We start from the raw sequence: 20,654 nt of genomic DNA on the forward strand, positions 1-20,654 counted from the left end.
CCGTTACCGTCCACGGCCATGGACGTGGACCTGACCGACAACACCGATCCTCAGAATGCGCTCGCGCTGCTCCAGGGCGCGGATTGGAGCGCTTTCGTTCCGGAACGGGAGCTTGAGCGACTGCGCGGGTGGCTGCTGGCGCTTGAGCGCGAGCACGGCGTCACCGAGGCGCACCGGTTCGCGACCGCGCGCCTTCGGGAGCACGGCGCGAAACTGACGCACCCGCATATCGGGTGGGACAGCGAATTCAACGATTACGCGCTCAGCCCGTGCGGCCGTCACCTCGCGACCGGAAGGTGGGGAGGTGACGACGGCCCGCTGCAGATCTGGGAAATGGCCACCGGCCGCGGGGTCAACAAAATCGACATGGACGAGATGGGCGTCGGCTGGAGCGGCCACCGCGACACGATCCAGTGGTCGGCGGACGGGACGCTGCTCGCGGTCGTGAACAACACCAACAGCGTCGGGCTTTGGGACCCTTTCGGCGAACCGACCGATCCGATCGGCAACGCGGACGTGACCGACGGCCTGGACTGCGCCCCCGACTTCGCGCTCGCGCCGGACGGCCGCCGCGCCTACATCTCGACGTACTCGCCCCAGAAGGTCATGGGCTGTATCGCGCCCCTGACCCAGGGGCCGCTCTGGTATGTCGGGGGTTTCGAGACCGACTCGAGTCCTCTCGTGAAGACGTTCCCCGAGGAGATCCCGGACGAGTTCAGGCGGCGGCTCGGCAAGGACACGTGGTCCTTCCGGCGGGTGCGCTGGTCGCGGGACGGCACACGGCTGCTGGGGTTCAACGGCGCATGGGCGTGTTCCGTCGACGTGCCCGGTGGGCGGATGCGCTGGCTGGCGCGCACCGGGGGCGATTTCGTCGAGTGGAGCCCGGACGACCGGCGGTTCGGGGCGATCGCGTCCGACACCCCCGACGCTGAGGTCGGTCGGCTCACCGTGTTCGACGCCGGGACGGGCCGCGCGATGTGCGCACCGGTCGAACAGCTCACGGGCACGCTGCACTGGGGCATGCGCGGGACGGCCGCGCGGCTGGCGGTCGTGACGCGGGACGGACGCGGCGTCGACCTGTACGACGAGGACGGCCAGCACGAGTACCACCTGGACATCGGCACCACCGAACGCATCGGCGTCAGCTACTGGGACGGCCCGGAACGGCCGTGGGCGTGGTCGCCGTCGGGCGCGCACGGGGCCTGCCTCACCTCCGACGACCGGATCGAGGTGTGGTCTCTGGCGGACGACCCGGCGCTCGTGCGGTCCATCGACGTCCCGGAGGGGACGGCGGCGGTGCTGTGGGGGGCCGAGGGCGTCCTGGCCGCGATCGGCGAGTTCTCCCTGCGGTTCGTCCGCGCGCTCACCGGCGACGTCGTGGGCGACTTCGTGGTCGGCATGGAGGACGAGGAGGGCCTGGGACCGGTGGGGGCGGAGGACGAACTCCACGGCGACCACACCGCCGACACCTTCCCGCTCGACGAGACCACGTGGTGCGCCCTGGCGAGCCCGCCCGAGGGGCCGGGCGCGGACCTGGTGATCGCCCCGGAGGAACGCCGGGCCGATCTCGACAACGTCCTCGCGTGGGTCGTGGACCGCCGCTTCGCCTGGCCCGTCCGCTGGAGCGACCTGAACCTCGTCGAGGACGCCGACGCCGCCGAGGCCGAACTGTCGGCGGCAGTGGACTAGGCGCGGGTGGCGGTGCCCGCGAGAGCGCGGACTAGGCGCGCGTCGCGGCGAGGGCGGTGAGGAGGACGAGGACGAAGGTGACGACGGCGACGAGGCCGTGCACGGCGACGGCGGCGGCCGGGAAGGGCTGGTCGGCGTCGCGGGCGTGGCGTCCGCCGCCGTCGACGCCGACGAGCCAGCGGGTGAACAGCAGCAACCCCTGGAACGCGACGGCGAGGAGGATGGCGAAGGCCAGCCAGGCGAACCACGCCCGTCCGGTGACGCAGAAGAGGATCCAGGCGCCCAGGCCGGTGAGCGCCGACAGCGGGTGCCCGACCAAGACGGCCACTGGAAAGCGCGTCACCTTGGTGGGCTGACCGCGCAGGCCGCCCGCCGCGAGCCAGCGCACCAGCAGGTACACCCCCGCGAGCGCCGCCAGAATCCATGCCCCGAGCGCGGCGAACTCCACCCCGGCTCCCCTCCGTGGGTCGCTCCCCCACGTCGAGTGTCGCGCGTTTCCCTGCCCCTCATGACTGTTTCGTGAAGATTGCTGCACGTTCCGTGATCAGCGGGCGGACCGGGCCGTCCGCGCTCTCCGGCATCCCGGCACGCCCTCGGCCGGAACGTCCGCGTATGCGCCAAAAGATCACTCTGACCTGCGGGTTCGAGCGGCGGTCGGCGCGTTCCGAGCGCCCTAGAAGAAGCCCCGGGGGGACGTTCTGTCGGTGCCGGGGGCCATGATGGTGCGCATGGATCTGCCGATCAGCCCGCCGCTGAAGCCGATGCTCGCCAAGGCCGTGAAGACCATGCCCGAGGGCGACCTGCTGTACGAGCCGAAGTGGGACGGCTTCCGCTGCGTCATCTTCCGCGACGGCGACGAGGTGGAGCTGTCCAGCCGTGGCGAGAAGCCGCTGACCCGGTATTTCCCCGAGCTGGTCGAGGCGGTGAAGCGGGAGCTGCCGGAGCGCTGCGTGGTGGACGGCGAGATCGTCCTGCGCCTCGGCACCCGGCTCGACTTCGACCGGCTGCAGCAGCGCATCCACCCGGCCGCGTCGCGCATCAAGCTCCTGTCGGAGGAGACGCCCGCGTCCTTCGTGGCGTTCGACCTGATGGCGCTCGGCGACGAGTCGCTGATGGACGTCCCCCTCGGCGAACGCCGCCGCCGTCTGGTCGAGGCGCTCGCGGACGTGAAGCCGCCCATCCACGTGACGCCCGCGACCGAGTCGCGCGAGGTCGCGGGCCGGTGGTTCACCGAGTTCGAGGGCGCCGGCCTGGACGGCGTGATCGCCAAGCCCCTCGCCACCCCCTACCAGCCGGACAAGCGCGCCCTGTTCAAGGTGAAACACGAGCGCACCGCCGACTGCGTCGTCGCCGGTTTCCGCTGGCACAAGTCCGGCCCGATCGTCGGGTCGCTGCTACTCGGCCTCTACAACAGCGAGGGCCGCCTCCAGCACGTCGGCGTCGTCGGCTCGTTCCCCATGAAGCGCCGCGCCGAGCTCGTCGACGAGCTGAAGCCCTACAACCTCGACGACCTGTCCGAGCACCCCTGGTCGGGCTGGGCCGAGCAGGACGAGGCCACCGCCGACCGCATGCCCGGCGCGGTCTCCCGCTGGACGGGCAAGAAGGACCTCTCCTGGGTCCCGCTGCGTCCCGAGCTGGTCGTGGAGGTCGCCTACCAGGCCATGGAGGGCGACCGGTTCCGCCACATGGGCCAGTTCCGCCGCTGGCGTCCCGACCGCACCCCCGAGTCCTGCACCTACGAGCAGCTCGAGGTCCCCGTCGACTACGACCTCGACGCCATCTTCCACACGCCCCACACGGCGGAGAACAACTCCACCCTCCGCAAGAACTGACCCGGATCAGACGCAGGTCAGGCGTGGGTCAGACGCGGAGGCGGGTCGCGGGCCGCTCCGGGCCGTCCGGTAGCAGGGGCGCGGCGGGCGTCAGGTCGTACATGGCGTGGACGCGGCGGCGGACGGCCTCCAGCGGGTAGGTCTCGGGGTAGACCGCCAGCTTGAACAGCACCCCTTCGAGGACGCTGCGCAGCAGCATCTCCTCCAGGGCCGGGTCGGGCGCGCCGCGGTCGGCGAAGATCGAGCGGATGCCGTCCTCGAAGGCGGTGACCGTGGCGTCGTGGGCCGTCTCGACGCGCGCGTACACCTCGCGCGTCGCGGGCTGGAGCATGAGGCACAGGACGAGGCGCTGCACCGGGACGGCCTGGTACGCCGCGCCGAGGACGCGGTCGATCAGCCCGGCGAGGCGCTCGTCGGCGGTCGTCTCGTCCGGGGCGGGCGCGGCCAGGCCGAAGGCGCCGGTCATCGCCTCGGTCAGCAGCTCCTCCAGCAACCCTTCCTTCGTCCCGAAGTAGTAGGGCACCAGGCCGCGGGCGACCTCGGCGCGGGCGGCGATCTGCGCGACGGTCGCGCCGTCGTACCCGCGCTCGGCGAACAGCTCCAGCGCCGCCGACAGGATGCGGCGGCGGGACTGCTCGCGCAGTTCCCGGTTGGTCTCCTCGGACCGTGGCGACAAGCCGGACCCCCTCAGGCGGCGGACGACGACGTCCCATTCTCCCCCGCCGGAACCCGGAAACCGCCGGACGCCGTTGACTGGCTGGCTGTACAGTCAACGATCATCCGCATGACAGCCCCACAGAAGGGATCCCCCCATGGCCGCACGCGACTGGCCGGTGAAGAAGGCGTTCCAGCAGGCCGCGCAGCCCGGCGAAGCGCTGCTGGCGAGCTGCATGGTCAGCCTTCCCGGCACGCTCAAGCGCGACGGCTACTACGCGGCGCTCGGCAACGTCACCGGCATCCGCCTGGTCGAGGACACCGGCGCGAACGGCCTGCCCGCCAAGATGGTCGCCGCCGTCACCGACCGCCGCCTGCTGCTGTTCTCCCAGTCGTGGCTGGTCATGGGTCGCGCGAAGGACCTGGTCGTGGAGGTCGACCTGCGCCAGGTCACCGGCGTCGAGCGCCGTGCCGCGTCCCGCGCCCAGGTCACCATCAAGCTCGCGAACTTCGCGATCCACCTACGGGACGGCAACGTCCTCGAGCTGGAGTCCGCCGACCCGAACGGCGCGGACAACCTCATCAGCACCCTCTCCGCCACCGTCACCCCCGCCTGACCCCCCGAACGCGAAGAGCCCCCTCCCAGGAGGGGGCTCTTCTCATATCCGCAGCTCAGCGACCGCGTTACGCCCGTCAGGCTTCCACGGTGCTGGAGACGGGCGTCCGGTCGGCGCGGAACTGCACGGCGGGCCAGTAGCCCTCCATGAAGTACTCGCCCGAATCGTCCTCGAAGTGCACCCCGAAGTCGCCCGAACGGAAGATCTCAAGCGCGCCAGGCTCGAACGCGTCCATGAAGCGCGCCTTCTCCTCGGCGCTCTCCGTACCGTCCGCGCCTTCCCGCCAGAGGAACTCCAGACCGTCCCGCGCAACGGCCGCGAACCCCTCGACCAACCCCCTCGCATGCGGGAGAAGCTCCGCGACGCGCTCCGTGCCCGCCCCGTCGAACGTCACCCAGAGCTCGGCCTCGCCGAACGCGACGGTCGTCTCGTAGCGCCCGCCCTCCCCGCTGAGGGCGACCGTCCCAAGCACCGCGTCGCGCAGCGACGGTGTCCGCTCCTCGGCCCAACCATGGTCGGGCAGCGTCGGAGTCGCCAGGAACGCCTCCGCCAGCTGCTCCTCGTAGCGCGGATTGCACTCGCGATCCAGCAGCCGGACGTACGTCCCGAACTGCGAGGGCGTACCCCGCACGCTGCGCCCCTCGGCGTCGGTGAGGGTGAAGTGCGTCGAGTCGCCGGTGATGTCCCGCACCCGGAACGCGCGCGGTATCTCCACCTTCGACACGACCCCGCCGCCGGACGCCCCGACAGTGGCCACGACCCCGTCCTGCCCGCCGTCTCCCGTCACACCCACGCGGAACACCGACCCCAACCCGTGCGCGACGCACACGGCCTGCGCGTCCTCCCGCAACACCGCCAGACTCGCGCCGTCCCCACGCAACGCACGCCTGAACACCTCAAGCTCATACATCACAACGTCCCCCCTCCCCGCACACGAAAGCCCCCTCCGAAGAGGGGGCTGAACCGTGCCCAGAACTCAGCGCCCCGACTCGTCCGCCTTGACCCGCCGAACAAGCCCCGCCAACGCCACCCGACTGACCGAAAGGTGCCCACCCTCCGGAGCCTTACTGTCCCGAACGCCCACAGCGGACGCTCCCAGGTCGGCCATTTCCACACAGTCGCCAGCGCTGCTGCCAGCACCGGAGTAGCTGCTCTTCCGCCAGACGACTTCCATCACCACGCCTCCAAGCCCTGTCGGACGACTCGACAGCCCTCCGCCGGGCGGCTAGCTCACCTTGATCTCTTGAACGAGAACCAGCAGCGACGCACGGTCGATCGAAAGGTGACCGCGCTCTACAGCTTTGCTGTCCCGCACACCCACGAACGCACCCAGCTCGGCGACTTCCACGCAGTCACCGCCCCCACCACCGTCGCCGCCACCGGAATGAGTGCTCTTACGCCAGACGACTTCCATCACCACGCCTCCAAGCTCTGCCGAGCGACTCGACAGCCCTCCGCCGGGCGGCTAACTCGCCCTGATCTCTTGAACGAGAGCCCGCAGCGAAGCGCGGTCGATCGAAAGGTGACCGCGCTCTGGCGCTTTGCTGTCCCGCACACCTACAGACGCACCCAGCTCAGCAAGCTCAACACACTCGCCTGTGCTACTTCCGCCACCGGAGTGGCCGCTCTTCCGCCAGGTGACCTTCACGACCAAGCCTCCCAGCTCCGCCGAATACTCTGCGACCTCGGATGAACCGGCTAGTTCGTCTTGATCTGCCCGATGAGGGTCACCAGAGACTCGCGGCTGATCGAAAGGTGACCGCACTCTGGAGCTTTGCTGTCGCGGACGCCCACGCACGCACCCAGTTCGGCAACTTCCACGCAGTCTCCACCGCTGCTCCCGGCACCGAAGTAGCTGCTCTTGCGCCAGACGACTTCCATCACCACGCCTCCAAGCCCTGTCGGACGACCCGACAGCCCTCCGCCGGGCGACTAGCTCCCCTTGAACTCTTGAACGAGAGCCAGCAGCGAAGCGCGGTCGATCGAAAGGTGACCGCCGTCCGGAGCCTTACTGTCCCGAACGCCCACAGCACCCCCGAGGTCGGCGACTTCCACGCAGTCCCCGCCGCCACCACCGGTCCCGCCGCCGGAGTAACTGCTCTTGCGCCAGACGATCTTCATTTCAGACGCTCCAACTTCTGTCGGATCAACTCTCGCGTGCTGTCCTCGGTCAGGGCTTTCGCGCCCATTCGGTCCCATCGCAGTGACAGGTCCCGTACCTGATCGGATACATGGACCACTTTGCCACCGATCTGGGCCCAGACATAGGCCACATCCCGGCCGGTATCCGTGACGATCAGTTCAAAGTTGCCGTCCGTGCCGACGTGGGTCCGTTGGCGGTGCTCCACGACGCGGACGCTGAAGCGCTCACTCAGATCGAGGAGAGCCTGGAGCTGCTCCTTCTTCACCTCATCCGACTCGATCCACTCCATCTCCAGCGCCTCTTCGTCGATCAGCACCCAGAGCGAGGTGTTCTGCTCCAGAAGGTTCTTGGTCCGAGTCATGCGGTTGCGCACCGCGGCCTCGACGTTGTCCGCGATTCGGATCTTCTCGATGACGGCCCGCGCGTACGCCTCGGTCTGGAGAGGGACGGGGATGAAGTGCGCGACGTACGCCTTGATCACCAGAGCCCCCCTCTCGTAGTCCCAGAGCTCCTTCACCCAGTCCTGCTCATTACCGAACAGGACGGCGAAATGGCGCATGACAGAGAAGTCCGTATCCCACGTCCCGTCGAGCATCTCGGCGTGCTCCTTGGTGATCTGGAGACGGTTAGCCTCATAGTTTCCTACGCGCTGCCGATCCGCCCCGATGATCTGGGCGACCTGCTCCAGGGTGAGCTTCCGCCGCTTGCGCTCTTTCCGCAGGTAGACGGCGGTGGCGTGCCAGAGGGAGTCGTACGGGTCCAGCGACTCGGCCACGGACATGAGCCTCTCCTCGCATGTAGTAGACCGTCCAGAACTCGTAGCGCGTCGAGCTCTTGCCAGGGATTCTAAGACGTAGTCAAGGTCAGGTCAGGCGAAATTCGAAAGGTCCAAACATGCCGGACTTCTCCGCTTCCAGGCACACCGAGCGCGATTATCTGGAAATGCTCTACCAGGAGATGCGTCCGTGGCATGACCATCTCGGGAAGCTGCTGCTGAGCGTCAACGGGCACGCCTTCCTGGAGCTGGTGAACCGCCGCGTCCCGGAGATCCGCCGGACCGTCCGCGTGAGCCACGACGGCGGCGGGCGGGGGGTCATCTTCTTCACCGACTGCTACGGCGAGATCCCCGGCGACACCCTCGCAGACAAGGCGACGGTGCTCGCCCGAACCCTGCGCGTCGACCTCACGGGCGCGCTGTGACGGCGAACGCCCTGCTCGTCCCGCTCCTCGCCGCCGCGTGCGCGCTGTCCGGAGCGTGTCTCTGCGGGGCCGCCCTCCACCGCCTCGCCCTGCGCCATCCACCCGGCCGCCACCGCCTCGACCGCCGCAGGGGCGAGCGAATGCCGGGCGCGTAGAAAAACGTGCCCATCAAGCGTGCGGAAAAGCGTGCACGCTATGCCCAGCGGTCGTGCACGCGATTCCCAGGCAGGACCTGGAGGCCAGGTGAACATGTGGGTGCGCGAGACCGGCGACCGCACGCGGCGCCGATCCGGAAATGCCTGTAGTGATCACGCCGTCGCGGAAGCGGCATGACGGTCCTGAGGTGAGGACGTATGAAGCTGATCCGTTCGAGGTTCGTGGCCGCCGCCGTCGCGGGGCTGGCCGGCACCGCACTGTTCGTGCCCGCCGCGAACGCCGGGGTGGCCTCGTTCTTCTACGTCGAGAGCGGCAACCACTGCACGGGTGCGTCGTTCAAGTACACCTACGACACGCCGAAGACCGTCCAGGGCAAGACGTTCTGGAAGATCCACCTGGAGGGCGCTCTCAACGACCTGTGCAGCGACGACGGCTACGGCGGCGAGTTCCAGTGGGAGGGCCATGTCGTGATCGGCGCGAGCTACATCACCTTCGGCTGGGGCACCGAATGGCCCACGAATCCCGACAACGGCACGCAGTCGCTCTTGCAGGACGACGGCTTCTACTACGCCGACGTCCACTTCCGGGCCTGCAACCACAACCCGAGGACGGGCACCACGGGCACCTGCGGAACCGCGACGGGGTCGTGACCCGACTCCAGGTAGTTCGTTGACGAATAATTCTTTGGCGAACTATAGTCCGCGCCATGTCCGAGGTTCCGAGTCCGCGTGAGGTGTTCCTTGAGCTCGTGCACGGTGTGTGCGAGGGGCGCGGGGAGGAGGTGCTCGCGCTGTATGCCGAGGAGACTCACGTCGAGCATCCGTTCCATCCGCTTGAGGCTCCTCCGCTGCGGTCTCTTGAGGAGTTGCGGGCGCACTTCGAGGGACCGACGCCTGGCGTGCCCGCGGGGCGCACGTTGCGGCGGCGGCCGGTCGGGATCGTCGTTCACGAGACCGCGGATCCCGAGGTCGTCGTGGGCGAGTTCCGGTACGAGGGGACGGTGGTGGAGACGGGCGAGGCGTTCTCCGTCCCGGGGATCTTCGTGCTGCGGGTGCGGGACGGGAAGATCGTCGAGTCGCGGGACTACCTGGACCACCTGCGGTCCGCGCGGGCCCGGGGGCAGCTCGGCGCGGTGCTCGACGCCGTCCGGGAGCGGCACGGGTGACCGGACCGGCGTCCGCCGGTGAGGGCGGACGCCGGGGTCGTCGGGTCAGGGCCGGGCGGTCTCGGCCTCGACGGTCTGGCGGTCGAGGTCGGGGGCCGTGCGGGCGAAGCCCTTGGGCGGGGTGTAGGGACGCAGGTAGGTCTGCTTGAGGCCGGGGACGCGGTCCTCGATGACGTAGGTGGCCTTGACGGACGCCGCCGCGCCCGGGGTGCGGACGGTCGGGACGGTCTTGAAGTCGGCCTTCATCTGCTCGCGGTCGACGCGGGTCAGGACGTAGCCGCGCTGGTTGGAGTAGAACCTCAGCGCCGGGTTGTTCTTGAACCAGGGGTGCGTGCCGTCGCCGTCCGTGCCGTCGCCGCCGGAGGTGATGGACGAGCAGACCAGCTCGCTGCCGACCGTCGGGGCGGACGGGTCGGAGTAGTCGAGCTTGAGGTCGCCCGCCCAGTGCGCGTGGACGTCGCCGGTCAGGACGACGGCGTTGCGGACCCTCGCGTCCACCCAGCCGCGGGTGATGCGGTCGCGGGACGCGGTGTAGCCGTCCCAGGAGTCCATGCTGGTGACCTTGAGCGGTCCGGCGTCGCGGTCGCGCTGGCCGAAGAACACCTGCTGGCCGAGGACGTCCCAGCGCGCGGCGGAGCGGCGGAACCCTTCCAGCAGCCACCTCTCCTGGTCGCCGCCGGTGATCGTCCGGGACGGGTCGTCCGCGGCGGCGCAGTTCTTGTAGCCGTCGCCGCAGGCCTGGTCGTCGCGGAACTGGCGGGTGTCGAGCATGTGGAAGTTGGCGAGGCGGCCCCAGCGGACCCGCCGGTAGAGCTGCATGCCCGGCCCCTGCGGGAGGGAGCTGCGGCGCAGCGGCATGTTCTCGTAGTACGCCTGGAACGCGGCGGCGCGGCGCTGGAGGAAGTCGGCCGTGTTCGGGGTGTTCGAACCCTCCTCGGGGACGTCCCCGGCCCAGTTGTTCTCGATCTCGTGGTCGTCGAAGACGACGAGCCAGGGCGCGGCGGCGTGCGCGGCCTGGAGGTCGAGGTCGCTCTTGTACTGCGCGTACCGCTGCCGGTATCCGGCGAGGGAGACGGTCTCGGGGCCGTCGTGGTCGCGGACGTTGCCGCCCGGGATCGTGTAGTCGCCCTTCTTGTACTCGTACTGGTAGTCGCCGAGGTGGAGGACGAGGTCCGGCTCGTCCTCGGCGAGGCGTCGGTACGCCGTGAACAGGCCGTGCTCGAACTGGGAGCACGAGACGAAGGCCATCGCGAGCGGGCCGCCGAAGCTGTGCGGGTGCGGCGCGGTGCGGGCGCGTCCGGCGGGCGACACGTGGCCGTCGACGCGGAAGCGGTACCAGTACTCGCTTCCGGCGGCCAGGCCGTTCAGCTCGACGTGGACGCTGTGCGCGGACGCGGGGCGCGCCTGCGCCGTCCCGTGCCGGACGATCCGGCGGAACCGCTCGTCCGCAGCGATCTGCCATTCGACCTGGTAGGCCTGCGCGGGCATGCCGCCGAGGCCGTCCTCGGCGTGCGGGTCGACGGCCAGGCGCGTCCAGATGACGAAGCCGTTGTGGTCGGGGTCGCCGGACGCGACGCCCAGCGTGAACGGGTCGCCGGGCAGGCCGCGTCCGGGCCTCCCGGCGGGGGTGGCGGCCGTGGCGGACGAGGCGCCCGACACGGTCAGCGCCCCGGCCGCGCCGAGCGCGAGCGAACCGGCGAGCACGGACCGGCGTCCGATGACGGGGGTGGGGTGCGAAGCCGCGGCGGGGGTGTGAGGAGCTTCGTGCATGGAGACCTCTCGGGTGTCCGACGGGTGATCGTCGGACAGCGTCCCGAGCGGTCGTGTCCGCGCCGTGCCGGGCACGTGACGTGCGGAGGTACGGCAGGGAACGAGAAACGATCTTGATAGGGACGCGAAGCGGGGCGCGGGGAGCCGACGGGAGTGTTAAACTCGGAAACCTTGGCCCAACTGAAGACAATTAACCCAGCTTGAGAACGAGGATAGCAAGCGAGAGAGAGTCACGTCAACCCCACCCTGTCAACACCGCCCGGTGTGTCGTTGCCGGTTCGGGGCGGCGGAGGGCACGGGGACGACGGCGAGGCGTGGGTCGTTGGACGCGGTGAACGGCGGCCCCGCGGCGGGCGCGGACATGGAGAGCGAGGGGACGGCGAGCGTGGGAGCTGAGGGCGTCGAGGTGACGGGGGACGTCGAGGTGACGGGAACCATGGACGTCGGGCAGGCGGCGGCCGGGCAGGCTGAGCGGGGCGGGGCCGAGGACGCCGTCCGGGCTGCGTTGCGCGAGGAGGGCGCGCGGGTCGGGTACATGTACGCGCGGCTCGACGCGGAGCGCGACGGGGCCGAGCGGTCGCTGCGCGAGGGGCCGCTGGCCGGGGGCGGCGGCGAGATGCAGGCGCAGCTGGAGAAGTCGGTCGCGACGGACGAGGCGGCGCGCACGCTGTCCCGGCTGCTCGGGGTCGAGCACGGACTGTGCTTCGGACGCGTCGACCACCGTCCTGACGTCCCGGGCGAGCAGGGCGACACCTTCTACATCGGGCGGATCGGCCTGCGCGACGAGGACCGCGAACCCCTGCTGATCGACTGGCGGGCCGCGGCGGCGCGCCCGTTCTACACGGCCACGCCGTCCTCCCCCGGATCGCTCGCGCGACGCCGCCACCTGCACACGCGCCGCCGCGAGGTGGTCCGCGTGGACGACGAGGTGTTCGACCTGGACGGCCTCGGCGAGGACGCGCGCCGCTCGGTCGTCGGCGAGGCCGCGCTGCTCGCGACCCTCCGGCGCGGCCGGACGGGCCGGATGAGCGACGTGGTCTCCACCATCCAGCAGGAGCAGGACGAGGTGATCCGCTCCGGGCTGCACGGCGTCCTGGTCGTGCAGGGCGGGCCGGGCACCGGCAAGACGGTCGCGGCGCTGCACCGCGCGGCCTACCTCCTCTACACCCACCGTGACGTGCTGGAACGCCGCGGCATCCTGGTGGTCGGGCCGAACCCGACGTTCCTGCGGTACATCGAGCAGGTGCTGCCGGGGCTCGGCGAGACCGACGTCGTGCTGACCACGGCCGGCGACCTGTACCCGGGCGTCCGCGCGACGGCGCACGACGTCCCGGACGTCGCGGTCGTCAAGGGCGGTCACCGCATGGCCGATCTCGTCGAGGCGGCCGTCCAGGACCGGGAGCGGGTGCCGGAGGGCGGCCTGTCGGTCCCGCTGGACGACCTGACCCTGAACGTGGACGCCGAGACCTGTGACCAGGCGCGGCAGCGGGCGACGACACTGCGCGCGCCGCACAACGTCCAGCGGCGGGTGTTCGTCCACGAGATGCTGGAGGCGCTCGCGACCGACCGCGCCGAGCAGTACGAGCGGATGATCGAGGAGCCGCTGGAGGCGCTGATCGCCGACAGCGGCGGCGTCCCCAAGTGGCTGCAGGAGCTGGAGGAGGACGCGGAGGAGACGCCGCTCCTGGACGAGACGGACATGCGGCTCGCGAAGGCGGAGCTGTGGCAGCTGCCGCCCGTCCGCAAGGCGCTCGACGAACTGTGGCCGGAGCTGACCCCGCAGGCCCTGCTCACCGAGCTGCTCGCCGACGCCGAGGCGCTCGTCCGGCTGGGCGCGGCGGTCGGTCTCACCGCCGACGAGGCGTCGGTCCTGCACCGCGAGCCCGGCGCGGACTGGACGGTCGAGGACGTCCCGCTCCTGGACGAGGCCGCCGAGTGGCTCGGGCACGACGACCCGTCCGCGCGGGCCCGGCAGCGCGCCGCCGCGGCCGAGCGCGCCGAGGAGGAGCGGTACGCGGCCGAGGTCATCAGGATGACCGAGGGCTGGTGGACGTCCCTGATGGACGCGTCCGACATCGCGGGCCGCCACCACGACGACGGCCCGGCCCGCACCACCGCCGACCGCGCCGCCGCCGACCGTGAGTGGGCCTACGGCCACGTCATCGTGGACGAGGCGCAGGAGCTGTCGGAGATGGCGTGGCGGATGGTGATGCGGCGCGTCCCGACGCGGTCGATGACGGTCGTCGGCGACACCGCGCAGACCGGCAGCCCCGCCGGGGCGCGCGGCTGGGGCGAGATGCTCGACCGGTACGTCCCCGGGCGCTGGCGTGAACAGCGCCTGATGGTCAACTACCGCACCCCGGCCGCCATCATGAAGGTCGCCGAGGACGTCCTTGCGGCCGTCGACCCGTCCCAGACGCCACCGGTGCCCGTCCGCGACGACGGGCCCCCGCCCCGGGCCGTCCGGCTCGACCTCTCCGGCTCGTTGACGGGCCTGGCGGACCTGGTCGCGGAGGAGTTCGCGGCGGTCGCCACGGGCCGCGACGGCGAGGGGCGTCTCGCGGTGATCTCGTCGCTGGCGCGGCACGACGAGGTGCGCGCGGCCCTTCCGGAGGCCCCGGCGGGCGCGACGCCCGAGGCGCTGGACGCGCCCGTCGTCGTCCTCACCGCCGAGGAGTCCAAGGGCCTGGAGTTCGACGCGGTGATCGTGGTCGACCCGTCCGGCATCACCACCGAACGCCCCCGAGGCGGCCACGACCTGTACGTAGCCGTCACCCGCGCCACGCGCAGCCTGACCGTCGTCCACGACGACGACCTCCCAGAGAGCCTCTCCCGCCTCCAGCACTAGCCACCCCAGACCGCCGTGCCGCGCCCTCAGCGATCCAGGGCCGCGGCACGGCCCGTTTCCGGGGACGGGGGCGTGAGGAGGCGGCGGAGGGTTGTGGGGGTTTGGCCTAGGTATTGGCGGACGGTTCGGGTGAGGTGGGACTGGTCGGCGTAGCCGAGGTCGGTGGCCAAGGTGCTGAGGTTGGTCTCGCCCGCTTCGAGGCGGTCCAGGGCCTGGGCCATGCGGACGCGGTGGCGGAAGCGGGTGACCGTCACGCCCAGTTCGCGGGGGAAGGCCCGGCTGAGGCGGTAGGGGGACGCGTCCAGGAGGGCGGCCAGGGAGATGAGGGTGCCGGACGCCGGGTGGCCTTCGAGGATGGCGTCGCGGGCGGCGGCCACCAGGTGGCGGTCGGCGGGGCGGGACGGGGCGCCGGACGGGGTGGGGTGGTCGGTGGTGTCGCGGAGGGCGGTCGCGAGGAGGGCGAGGAGGTCCTCGCAGAGGGCGTAGTCGATGTCCCCGGCGCGGGCGGAGGCGAGGACGCGGCGGTGGGTCAGGTCGGCGCGGGCGTCGACGTGGAGGGTGCGGCGGTCCGGGGTCGTGGTGTCGCCGGCGAGGGTCCGCCAGAGGCGCGGGGTCACGGTGATGGACGTGCAGACGTCGCCGCCGGACGGGTGCGCGAACTGCTCCTCGTCGCCCGGGGCGCCGAGGTAGGCGTGGGTCCGGTCGAGGTCGGTGTGGTCGCCGGACGCGCGGCGGCGGAAGCGGCCCGTGCGGACGAGGACGAGGCGGTGGACGTCGTGCACCTCGGCGGGCGACCAGTGCGCGTGGTCGGCACGGCAGGTCACGGCGCTGACCGTGAAGTCGGGACGGGTGGCCAGGGAATCGATGGAGAGCATCTCGGTCGTTTCGGGCGCGCAAGGATGTTCAAGACGGCGACCGCCGGGGGCGGCAGGCTGGTTCGCGTGCGGGGCGTTCGGCCTCGTCACTCGTTCTGGTGTTCGATTCTAGGGGTTCTCATCATGTCCGTCCTCACCAAGGTCGGCACGGTCGTTCTCGACTGCGCCGACCCCGCCGCCCTTGCCGAGTTCTACCGGAAGGCCACCGGCTGGGAGGTCACCTACAGCGACGACGACGTCATCTACATCGGGGACGGGTCGGGGCCGCAGCTGGCGTTCCAGCGGATCGAGGGGTACGAGGCCCCGGCGTGGCCCGGTCCCGCCAAGCAGGCGCACCTGGACTTCACCGTCGAGGACATGGAGGCCGCGGCGGAGGAACTGGTCGCACTGGGCGCCGGACGGCCCGACGTCCAGCCCGGCGACGGGGAGTGGGTCGTGCTGACCGACCCCGCGGGGCATCCGTTCTGCGTCGCGAGCTGATCCCGGGGGCCGGTGCGGTTCCGCCGCACCGGCCTTCCGTCCGCGCGACGCCAAGCGTACGCTTGTTCGTCGGACGAGGCGGAGGGACGGCGCATGCACGAGTACCGGAACCTGATCGGCGGGGAGCTGCGGGCGGCGGAGGGCGGAGGGACGCTCGACAGCGTGGATCCGGCGACCGGTGAGGTGTGGGCGCGGATCCCGCGGAGCGGGGCGGCGGACGCGGACGCGGCCGTCGCGGCGGCCCGCGCGGCGTTTCCGGCATGGTCGGCCATGCCCTCGCCCGGACGCGCGCACTACCTGCAAAAGGTCGTCGGGGTGTTCGCCGCGAACGCGCGGGAGCTGGCCGAGCTGGAGACGCGGGACAACGGCCGGACGATCAACGAGACCGCCAAGCGCGACCTGCCGGGCATGGCGTACCTGTGGACGAACGCGGCGGCCGAGTGCGCCGCGGCCGTCGAGGGCCGGTCGGTCGACTTCGGCCCGGGGCACCTCGGGCTGACGCGGCGCGAGCCGTACGGGGTGACGCTCGGGATCATCCCGTGGAACTCCCCCATCTCGACGTTCTCGGCGAAGGCGGCGTTCGCGCTGGCGGCGGGGAACACGGTGATCATCAAGCCAGCCGAGCAGGCGACCGTGTCGTCGCTGCGGCTGGCCGAGCTGCTCAAGGACGTCCTGCCCGCGGGGGTCCTGAACGTGGTGTCGGGGCTGGGCGAGGAGGTCGGTGATCCGCTCGTCCGGCATCGCGGCGTCAACAAGATCAGCCTGACCGGGTCGGTGGAGACGGCGAAGATCATCACCAGGGCGTCGGCGGACGCGCTGAAGCCGCTCGCGCTCGAACTCGGCGGCAAGTCGCCGAACATCGTGTTCGCGGACGCCGACCTGGACAAGGCCGCCGTCGGCGTCACCACGCAGGCGATCTTCACGGCGAACGCGGGGCAGATCTGTTACGGGGGGTCGCGGATCCTGGTCCAGCGTCCCGTCTACGACGAGATGCTGCACCGGATGAAGGAGATCGCGGGGACGATCCGGCTCGGCGACCCGATGTCGGCCGAGACGACGATGGGGCCGATCGTGTCCCGGGAGCAGTTCGAGCGCGTCACGTCCTACCTGGAGATCGGGCGGAAGGAGGGCGCGGAGCTGGTGTTCGGCGGACGGTCCGGGCCCGAGGCCGTCGGGGAAGAGCGGTTCGCGGGCGGCTACTGGGTCGAGCCGACGCTGTTCGCGACCGAGGACAACCGGCTGCGGATCTGCCAGGAGGAGATCTTCGGCCCGGTCGCGGTCGTCCTGCCGTTCGACACCGAGGACGAGGCGGTCGCGCTCGCCAACGACTCGTCCTACGGGCTCGCGGCCGGGGTGTGGACGACCGACCTCGGCACGGCGCAGCGCATGTTCCGCCGCCTGGAGACCGGGACGGTCTGGGTCAACACGTTCCGCAAGGTCGTGTTCCCGCTGGAGGGCGTCAAGGACAGCGGGTACGGGCACGACTCCGTCCTCGCCTACACGCGCGAGAAGGCCTGCCTGATCGAGTTCTGACCGGTCAGGACAGGCCGTCCAGGACGGCGGAGACGGCGCGCGCGGCGAAGTCCGGGGGGAGGGGTTCGTCGCGGAAGGCCGCGCGCATCCAGACCGCGCCCGCGAGCAGGTCCATCAGCAGCATCGTGTCGGCGCCGGGCGGCAGTTCGCCGCGCCGGACGGCACGGTCGACGATGGCCTGCTCGCGGGCCAGCCGGTCGGCGAAGAACGTGCGGAAGTGCGCGGCCAGCTCGGGGTTCCCCGCGGCGGCGGCGAGGGCCGCGCGGGCCGCGCCGCCCGCCTCGTCCCCGGTGACGAGCCGGACGAGGCCGTCCACGAGCGCGGTGAGGTCGCCGCGCAGCGTGCCGGTGTCGGGCATCGGCAGGTCGAGGAGCGGCGCGTCCATGAGCGCCGCGCCGAGCAGCGCCGCCTTGGACGGCCACCAGCGGTAGATCGTGGTCTTGTTCACCCCGGCCCGCTCGGCGACGCCCTCGATCGTCATGGCGTCGAAGCCGCGTCCGGCCAGGTCGCGCAGGGCCGCGTCGAAGATCTCGCGCCGTCGCCGGGGTCCGCTCATGGGGGCAGCATAATGCAACGCAACGTTGCGTTGCGTTCGTCCGGCGGGCTACCTTCGCTAGAGGAGACGCGATGTGCGTCGCGTCTCGAAGGAGGTATCGGGGATGAGCGCGGACATGGCCCGGGACGTCGTGGAGCGGTTGCGCGGTGTGTTCCGGAGCGGGCGGACGAAGGGGCTCGCGTGGCGGCGCGAGCAGCTTCGCGGACTGCGGACGCTGCTGACCGAGCGGGAGGCGGAGCTCGCGGACGCGCTGCGCGCCGACCTCGGCAAGGGCGCGGTGGAGAGCTACGCCTCCGAGCTGGGCTTCGTCGTCAACGAGATCGACCACGCGCTGAGGCACCTGGAGCGCTGGACGCGGCCGGAGCGGGTCGCGGTGCCCCGCTCGCTGATGCCCGCGCGGGCCCGGACGGTGCGCGAGCCCCTCGGGGTCGTGCTGGTCATCAGCCCCTGGAACTACCCGGTGATGCTGGCGCTGGCCCCGATGGTCGGGGCCCTCGCCGCCGGGAACTGCGTCGTGCTCAAGCCGAGCGAGCTGGCCCCCGCGACGTCGTCCGCGCTGGCCCGGCTCCTCCCCTCGCACCTGGACGACCAGGCCGTCACCGTCGTGGAGGGCGCGGTGGAGGAGACGTCCGCGCTGCTGGAGCAGCGGTTCGACCACGTCTTCTACACCGGGAACGGACACGTCGGACGCGTCGTCATGCGCGCCGCCGCCGAGCACCTCACGCCGGTGACGCTCGAACTCGGCGGGAAGAGCCCGGCCCTGGTGGAGTCCGGCGTCGACCTGGCCGCGACGGCGAGGCGGCTCGCGTGGGGCAAGTTCTTCAACGCGGGGCAGAGCTGCACCGCGCCGGACTACGTCCTCGCCGTGGGCGACGGGACGGCCGACGACCTCGAACGGCACCTCGCCGACGCGATCCGCGCGATGTACGGGGACGACCCGTCCCGCAGTCCCGACTACGGGCGGATCGTCAACGAGCGGCACTTCGACCGGCTCACCGCGCTCCTCGGCAGCGGACGCGTCGTCACGGGCGGCGGGCACGACCGGGCGTCGCGGTACATCGCGCCGACCGTCCTCGGGGACGTGAAGGCGGACGCGCCGGTGATGGCCGAGGAGATCTTCGGGCCGATCCTGCCCGTCCTGCGCGTCCCGGACCTGGACGCGGCGCTCGACTTCGTCAACGAGCGCGACAAGCCGCTCGCGCTCTACGCCTTCACGGGCGACCCCGCGTCCAGGCGGCGGGTGCTCATCGAGACGTCGTCGGGCGCGGTCGGGTTCGGGCTGCCGAACGCGCACCTGACCGTCCCGGGGCTGCCGTTCGGCGGCGTCGGGGAGAGCGGCATGGGCGCCTACCACGGGCACCGCTCGTTCGAGACGTTCAGCCACGCGAAGGCCGTCCTCGACAAGCCGCTCTCGCCCGACACGATGCGGGTCGTCTACCCGCCCTTCACCGCCCTCAAGGAGCGCCTGGTCAGGGCCTTCACCTGATCGTCCACGGGTCAGGCGAGACTGATCAGGTCGGTGTAGCCGGGGTTCCAGAGGTCCTCGGCGGCGTCCGGGAGGATCAGGACGCGGTCCGGGCGGAGGGCCTCGACGGCCGCCTCGTCGTGGGTCACCATGACGATCGCGCCCCGGTACCCGGCGACGGCGCGGAGCACCTCGGCCCGGGACGCCGCGTCGAGGTTGTTGGTCGGCTCGTCCAGCAGCAGCACGTTCGCGGACGAGGCGACCAGCCCGGCCAGCGCCAGCCGGGTCTTCTCGCCGCCCGACAGCACCCCGGCCGGCTTGTCGACGTCGTCGCCGCCGAACAGGAACGACCCGAGGACGCCGCGCGCCTCGGCCTCGGGCAGGTGCGGCGCGGCGGCGGCGAGGTTGGCCGCGACCGAACGCTCCGGGTCCAGGGTGTCGTGCTCCTGCGCGAAGTAGCCGAGCCGCAGGCCGTGGCCGTGGACGACGCGTCCGGAGTCGGGCCGTTCCACCCCCGCGAGGATCTTCAGCAGCGTCGTCTTGCCCGCGCCGTTCAGGCCGAGGACGACCAGCCTGCTCCCCCGGTCGACGGCGAGGTCGACGCCGGTGAGGACGTCCTGGTCCCCGTAGGACTTGGTCAGGCTGATCGCGCCGAGCGGCGTCCGCCCGGACGGCGCGGGCTCGGGCAGCCGGATCCGGGCGACGCGCGCGGCGCGCCGGGCGGGCTCGGTGGCGGCGAGCATCCGGTCGGCGCGGCGGGCCATGTCCTTCGCGCGGGTGGCCGTGGACGCGCGGGCGCGCATCCGGTCGGCCTGGGCGTGCATGGTCGCGGCCTTGCGCTCGGCGGCGGCGCGGTGCCGGGCGCGGCGGCGCTCCTCGGCGTCCCGGTCGGCGAGGTAGGTGTCCCAGCCGGTGTTGTGGACGTCCAGGGACGCGGTGTCCGGGTCGAGGTGCCAGACGCGGTTGACCGTCGCGGCGAGCAGGCCGGTGTCGTGGCTGATCACGACCAGGCCGCCCGCGTGGGACGCCAGGAACCCGCGCAGCCACGCCACCGAGTCGGCGTCGAGGTGGTTGGTCGGCTCGTCCAGCAGGAGGACGCCGGTCTCGCCGAACAGGACGCGGGCGAGTTCGGCGCGGCGGCGCTGACCTCCGGAGAGGGCCCCGACCGGCTGCCGCATCAGCCGGTCGGGCAGGCCCAGCCCGGCGGCGATGCGCGCCGCCTCGGCCTCGGCCGCATAGCCGCCGCGCGCGACGAACTCGGCCTCCGCGCGCGCGTACCGGTCGAACCCCTTCGGGTCGCCGGACGCCAGCGCGTCCTCGGCGGCGCGCAGGGCCCGGACGGCCTCGTCCAGGCGTCGCGCGGACAGGACACGGTCGGTGACGGTCTGGGCCGGGTCGGCGGCGGACGGATCCTGCGGGAGGTAGCCGACCGGGCCGGTGCGGGTGATCGTCCCGGCGGCGGGGACGGCGACCCCGGCGAGGGTCCTGAGCAGGGTGGTCTTGCCCGCGCCGTTGCGGCCGACCAGGCCGATCCGGTCGCCGGGAGAGATGTGGGCGGTGACGCCGGTGAGCAGGGGACGCGCGGCGGCGCGCACGTCGACACCACGAAGGGTGATCATGGGAAGAACGCTCCGAGACTGGCTGAGGACACACGTGTGGCGTGGAGGCGGT

General features: G+C 71.7%; 23 protein-coding genes. 10 read left to right on the plus strand and 13 right to left on the minus strand.

Annotated elements, in window-relative coordinates:
- Nucleotides 1-18 precede the first annotated feature (18 nt).
- Nucleotides 19-1,689, plus strand: coding sequence for a WD40 repeat domain-containing protein (locus P696_RS0119190; RefSeq protein ID WP_026413585.1), 1,671 nt, complete (start codon nt 19-21; stop codon nt 1,687-1,689).
- Between the two features lie 31 nt (nt 1,690-1,720).
- On the opposite strand, the gene P696_RS0119195 is transcribed toward P696_RS0119190, so the two are convergent.
- Entirely contained in the window at nt 1,721-2,137 is a 417-nt protein-coding gene (locus tag P696_RS0119195; protein WP_026413586.1) for a hypothetical protein, read from the minus strand.
- Nucleotides 2,138-2,417: 280 nt separating this feature from the next.
- On the opposite strand from P696_RS0119195, the gene P696_RS46705 reads away from it, so the two are divergent.
- Complete coding sequence (locus tag P696_RS46705) at nt 2,418-3,521, plus strand: ATP-dependent DNA ligase (RefSeq protein ID WP_051467916.1); 1,104 nt, start codon at nt 2,418-2,420, stop codon at nt 3,519-3,521.
- 28 nt (nt 3,522-3,549) lie between these two features.
- Here P696_RS46705 and P696_RS0119205 read toward each other — a convergent pair whose 3' ends face one another.
- The gene (locus P696_RS0119205) at nt 3,550-4,197 is read right to left on the minus strand and encodes a TetR/AcrR family transcriptional regulator (protein WP_026413587.1); all 648 of its coding nucleotides are present in this window, start codon (nt 4,195-4,197) and stop codon (nt 3,550-3,552) included.
- Nucleotides 4,198-4,333: 136 nt separating this feature from the next.
- On the opposite strand from P696_RS0119205, the gene P696_RS0119210 reads away from it, so the two are divergent.
- The gene (locus tag P696_RS0119210; RefSeq protein ID WP_026413588.1) at nt 4,334-4,792 is read left to right on the plus strand and encodes a hypothetical protein; all 459 of its coding nucleotides are present in this window, start codon (nt 4,334-4,336) and stop codon (nt 4,790-4,792) included.
- Between the two features lie 76 nt (nt 4,793-4,868).
- On the opposite strand, the gene P696_RS52650 is transcribed toward P696_RS0119210, so the two are convergent.
- The 7 genes from P696_RS52650 to P696_RS0119235 all read right to left on the minus strand — a co-directional run bounded on the left by P696_RS52650 (nt 4,869) and on the right by P696_RS0119235 (nt 7,716).
- Nucleotides 4,869-5,702: a hypothetical protein gene (locus P696_RS52650; protein WP_157429807.1), complete on the minus strand. Its 834-nt coding sequence runs from the start codon at nt 5,700-5,702 to the stop codon at nt 4,869-4,871.
- Between the two features lie 66 nt (nt 5,703-5,768).
- Nucleotides 5,769-5,966, minus strand: coding sequence for a DUF397 domain-containing protein (locus P696_RS54580; RefSeq protein WP_084337835.1), 198 nt, complete (start codon nt 5,964-5,966; stop codon nt 5,769-5,771).
- A 51-nt stretch (nt 5,967-6,017) separates the two neighbouring features.
- Complete coding sequence (locus tag P696_RS54585; protein ID WP_084337837.1) at nt 6,018-6,206, minus strand: DUF397 domain-containing protein; 189 nt, start codon at nt 6,204-6,206, stop codon at nt 6,018-6,020.
- 51 nt (nt 6,207-6,257) lie between these two features.
- On the minus strand, nt 6,258-6,557 hold the full coding sequence (locus P696_RS59085; RefSeq protein WP_342669023.1) for a DUF397 domain-containing protein: 300 nt from the start codon (nt 6,555-6,557) through the stop codon (nt 6,258-6,260).
- The gene (locus tag P696_RS0119225; RefSeq protein ID WP_026413590.1) at nt 6,491-6,673 is read right to left on the minus strand and encodes a DUF397 domain-containing protein; all 183 of its coding nucleotides are present in this window, start codon (nt 6,671-6,673) and stop codon (nt 6,491-6,493) included. The genes P696_RS59085 and P696_RS0119225 overlap by 67 nt, the downstream gene beginning before the upstream one ends.
- A 51-nt stretch (nt 6,674-6,724) precedes the next feature.
- Nucleotides 6,725-6,991 carry a DUF397 domain-containing protein gene (locus P696_RS0119230; RefSeq protein WP_342669024.1) on the minus strand — a complete coding sequence of 89 codons (267 nt, stop codon included), beginning with the start codon at nt 6,989-6,991 and terminating at the stop codon, nt 6,725-6,727.
- Entirely contained in the window at nt 6,910-7,716 is an 807-nt protein-coding gene (locus P696_RS0119235; RefSeq protein WP_026413592.1) for a helix-turn-helix domain-containing protein, read from the minus strand. The genes P696_RS0119230 and P696_RS0119235 overlap by 82 nt, the downstream gene beginning before the upstream one ends.
- A 113-nt stretch (nt 7,717-7,829) precedes the next feature.
- Here P696_RS0119235 and P696_RS0119240 point away from each other — a divergent pair, with 113 nt between their 5' ends.
- The 3 genes from P696_RS0119240 to P696_RS0119250 all read left to right on the plus strand — a co-directional run bounded on the left by P696_RS0119240 (nt 7,830) and on the right by P696_RS0119250 (nt 9,456).
- Nucleotides 7,830-8,135, plus strand: coding sequence for a hypothetical protein (locus tag P696_RS0119240; RefSeq protein ID WP_034485741.1), 306 nt, complete (start codon nt 7,830-7,832; stop codon nt 8,133-8,135).
- A gap of 353 nt (nt 8,136-8,488) precedes the next feature.
- Complete coding sequence (locus tag P696_RS0119245) at nt 8,489-8,941, plus strand: hypothetical protein (RefSeq protein ID WP_026413594.1); 453 nt, start codon at nt 8,489-8,491, stop codon at nt 8,939-8,941.
- Nucleotides 8,942-8,997: 56 nt separating this feature from the next.
- A complete protein-coding gene (locus P696_RS0119250; RefSeq protein ID WP_026413595.1) occupies nt 8,998-9,456 on the plus strand; it encodes a nuclear transport factor 2 family protein in 459 nt (152 codons plus the stop codon).
- Nucleotides 9,457-9,501: 45 nt separating this feature from the next.
- Here the strand turns inward: P696_RS0119250 and P696_RS0119255 are convergent, their stop codons facing one another.
- A complete protein-coding gene (locus P696_RS0119255) occupies nt 9,502-11,226 on the minus strand; it encodes an alkaline phosphatase D family protein (RefSeq protein ID WP_051467917.1) in 1,725 nt (574 codons plus the stop codon).
- 535 nt (nt 11,227-11,761) lie between these two features.
- Here P696_RS0119255 and P696_RS0119260 point away from each other — a divergent pair.
- Nucleotides 11,762-14,074, plus strand: a complete 2,313-nt coding sequence (locus P696_RS0119260; protein ID WP_051467918.1) for a HelD family protein — start codon at nt 11,762-11,764, stop codon at nt 14,072-14,074.
- Nucleotides 14,075-14,100: 26 nt separating this feature from the next.
- Here P696_RS0119260 and P696_RS0119265 read toward each other — a convergent pair whose 3' ends face one another.
- Complete coding sequence (locus P696_RS0119265; RefSeq protein WP_026413598.1) at nt 14,101-14,949, minus strand: helix-turn-helix transcriptional regulator; 849 nt, start codon at nt 14,947-14,949, stop codon at nt 14,101-14,103.
- A gap of 123 nt (nt 14,950-15,072) precedes the next feature.
- On the opposite strand from P696_RS0119265, the gene P696_RS0119270 reads away from it, so the two are divergent.
- A complete protein-coding gene (locus tag P696_RS0119270) occupies nt 15,073-15,429 on the plus strand; it encodes a VOC family protein (RefSeq protein ID WP_026413599.1) in 357 nt (118 codons plus the stop codon).
- 93 nt (nt 15,430-15,522) lie between these two features.
- Nucleotides 15,523-16,962 (plus strand): aldehyde dehydrogenase family protein, encoded by a 1,440-nt coding sequence (locus tag P696_RS0119275; protein WP_026413600.1) that lies wholly within the window; start codon nt 15,523-15,525, stop codon nt 16,960-16,962.
- A gap of 4 nt (nt 16,963-16,966) precedes the next feature.
- On the opposite strand, the gene P696_RS0119280 is transcribed toward P696_RS0119275, so the two are convergent.
- The gene (locus tag P696_RS0119280; RefSeq protein WP_034485745.1) at nt 16,967-17,518 is read right to left on the minus strand and encodes a TetR/AcrR family transcriptional regulator; all 552 of its coding nucleotides are present in this window, start codon (nt 17,516-17,518) and stop codon (nt 16,967-16,969) included.
- Nucleotides 17,519-17,591: 73 nt separating this feature from the next.
- Between P696_RS0119280 and P696_RS0119285 the strand changes: the two genes are divergently transcribed.
- On the plus strand, nt 17,592-19,004 hold the full coding sequence (locus P696_RS0119285) for an aldehyde dehydrogenase family protein (protein ID WP_281174961.1): 1,413 nt from the start codon (nt 17,592-17,594) through the stop codon (nt 19,002-19,004).
- An 11-nt stretch (nt 19,005-19,015) separates the two neighbouring features.
- On the opposite strand, the gene P696_RS0119290 is transcribed toward P696_RS0119285, so the two are convergent.
- Complete coding sequence (locus P696_RS0119290; RefSeq protein ID WP_026413603.1) at nt 19,016-20,602, minus strand: ABC-F family ATP-binding cassette domain-containing protein; 1,587 nt, start codon at nt 20,600-20,602, stop codon at nt 19,016-19,018.
- Nucleotides 20,603-20,654 lie beyond the last annotated feature (52 nt).

It is taken from the genome of Actinomadura oligospora ATCC 43269 (genome assembly GCF_000518265.1).
In the GTDB taxonomy this organism is placed as follows: Bacteria; Actinomycetota; Actinomycetes; order Streptosporangiales; family Streptosporangiaceae; genus Spirillospora; species Spirillospora oligospora.

What these genes read in the sequence shown, in the direction of transcription:
- P696_RS52650 (WP_157429807.1), bottom strand. Translation starts at nt 5,702, where the DNA reads ATGTATGAGCTTGAGGTGTTCAGGCGTGCGTTGCGTGGGGACGGCGCG.
- P696_RS0119260 (WP_051467918.1), top strand. Translation starts at nt 11,762, where the DNA reads ATGTACGCGCGGCTCGACGCGGAGCGCGACGGGGCCGAGCGGTCGCTG.
- P696_RS0119255 (WP_051467917.1), bottom strand. Translation starts at nt 11,226, where the DNA reads ATGCACGAAGCTCCTCACACCCCCGCCGCGGCTTCGCACCCCACCCCC.
- P696_RS0119225 (WP_026413590.1), bottom strand. Translation starts at nt 6,673, where the DNA reads ATGGAAGTCGTCTGGCGCAAGAGCAGCTACTTCGGTGCCGGGAGCAGC.
- P696_RS0119245 (WP_026413594.1), top strand. Translation starts at nt 8,489, where the DNA reads ATGAAGCTGATCCGTTCGAGGTTCGTGGCCGCCGCCGTCGCGGGGCTG.
- P696_RS0119235 (WP_026413592.1), bottom strand. Translation starts at nt 7,716, where the DNA reads ATGTCCGTGGCCGAGTCGCTGGACCCGTACGACTCCCTCTGGCACGCC.
- P696_RS0119230 (WP_342669024.1), bottom strand. Translation starts at nt 6,991, where the DNA reads ATGGGACCGAATGGGCGCGAAAGCCCTGACCGAGGACAGCACGCGAGA.
- P696_RS0119280 (WP_034485745.1), bottom strand. Translation starts at nt 17,518, where the DNA reads ATGAGCGGACCCCGGCGACGGCGCGAGATCTTCGACGCGGCCCTGCGC.
- P696_RS0119240 (WP_034485741.1), top strand. Translation starts at nt 7,830, where the DNA reads ATGCCGGACTTCTCCGCTTCCAGGCACACCGAGCGCGATTATCTGGAA.
- P696_RS0119270 (WP_026413599.1), top strand. Translation starts at nt 15,073, where the DNA reads ATGTCCGTCCTCACCAAGGTCGGCACGGTCGTTCTCGACTGCGCCGAC.
- P696_RS0119265 (WP_026413598.1), bottom strand. Translation starts at nt 14,949, where the DNA reads ATGCTCTCCATCGATTCCCTGGCCACCCGTCCCGACTTCACGGTCAGC.
- P696_RS0119290 (WP_026413603.1), bottom strand. Translation starts at nt 20,602, where the DNA reads ATGATCACCCTTCGTGGTGTCGACGTGCGCGCCGCCGCGCGTCCCCTG.
- P696_RS54580 (WP_084337835.1), bottom strand. Translation starts at nt 5,966, where the DNA reads ATGGAAGTCGTCTGGCGGAAGAGCAGCTACTCCGGTGCTGGCAGCAGC.
- P696_RS0119275 (WP_026413600.1), top strand. Translation starts at nt 15,523, where the DNA reads ATGCACGAGTACCGGAACCTGATCGGCGGGGAGCTGCGGGCGGCGGAG.
- P696_RS0119250 (WP_026413595.1), top strand. Translation starts at nt 8,998, where the DNA reads ATGTCCGAGGTTCCGAGTCCGCGTGAGGTGTTCCTTGAGCTCGTGCAC.
- P696_RS54585 (WP_084337837.1), bottom strand. Translation starts at nt 6,206, where the DNA reads ATGGAAGTCGTCTGGCGTAAGAGCACTCATTCCGGTGGCGGCGACGGT.
- P696_RS46705 (WP_051467916.1), top strand. Translation starts at nt 2,418, where the DNA reads ATGGATCTGCCGATCAGCCCGCCGCTGAAGCCGATGCTCGCCAAGGCC.
- P696_RS0119210 (WP_026413588.1), top strand. Translation starts at nt 4,334, where the DNA reads ATGGCCGCACGCGACTGGCCGGTGAAGAAGGCGTTCCAGCAGGCCGCG.
- P696_RS0119190 (WP_026413585.1), top strand. Translation starts at nt 19, where the DNA reads ATGGACGTGGACCTGACCGACAACACCGATCCTCAGAATGCGCTCGCG.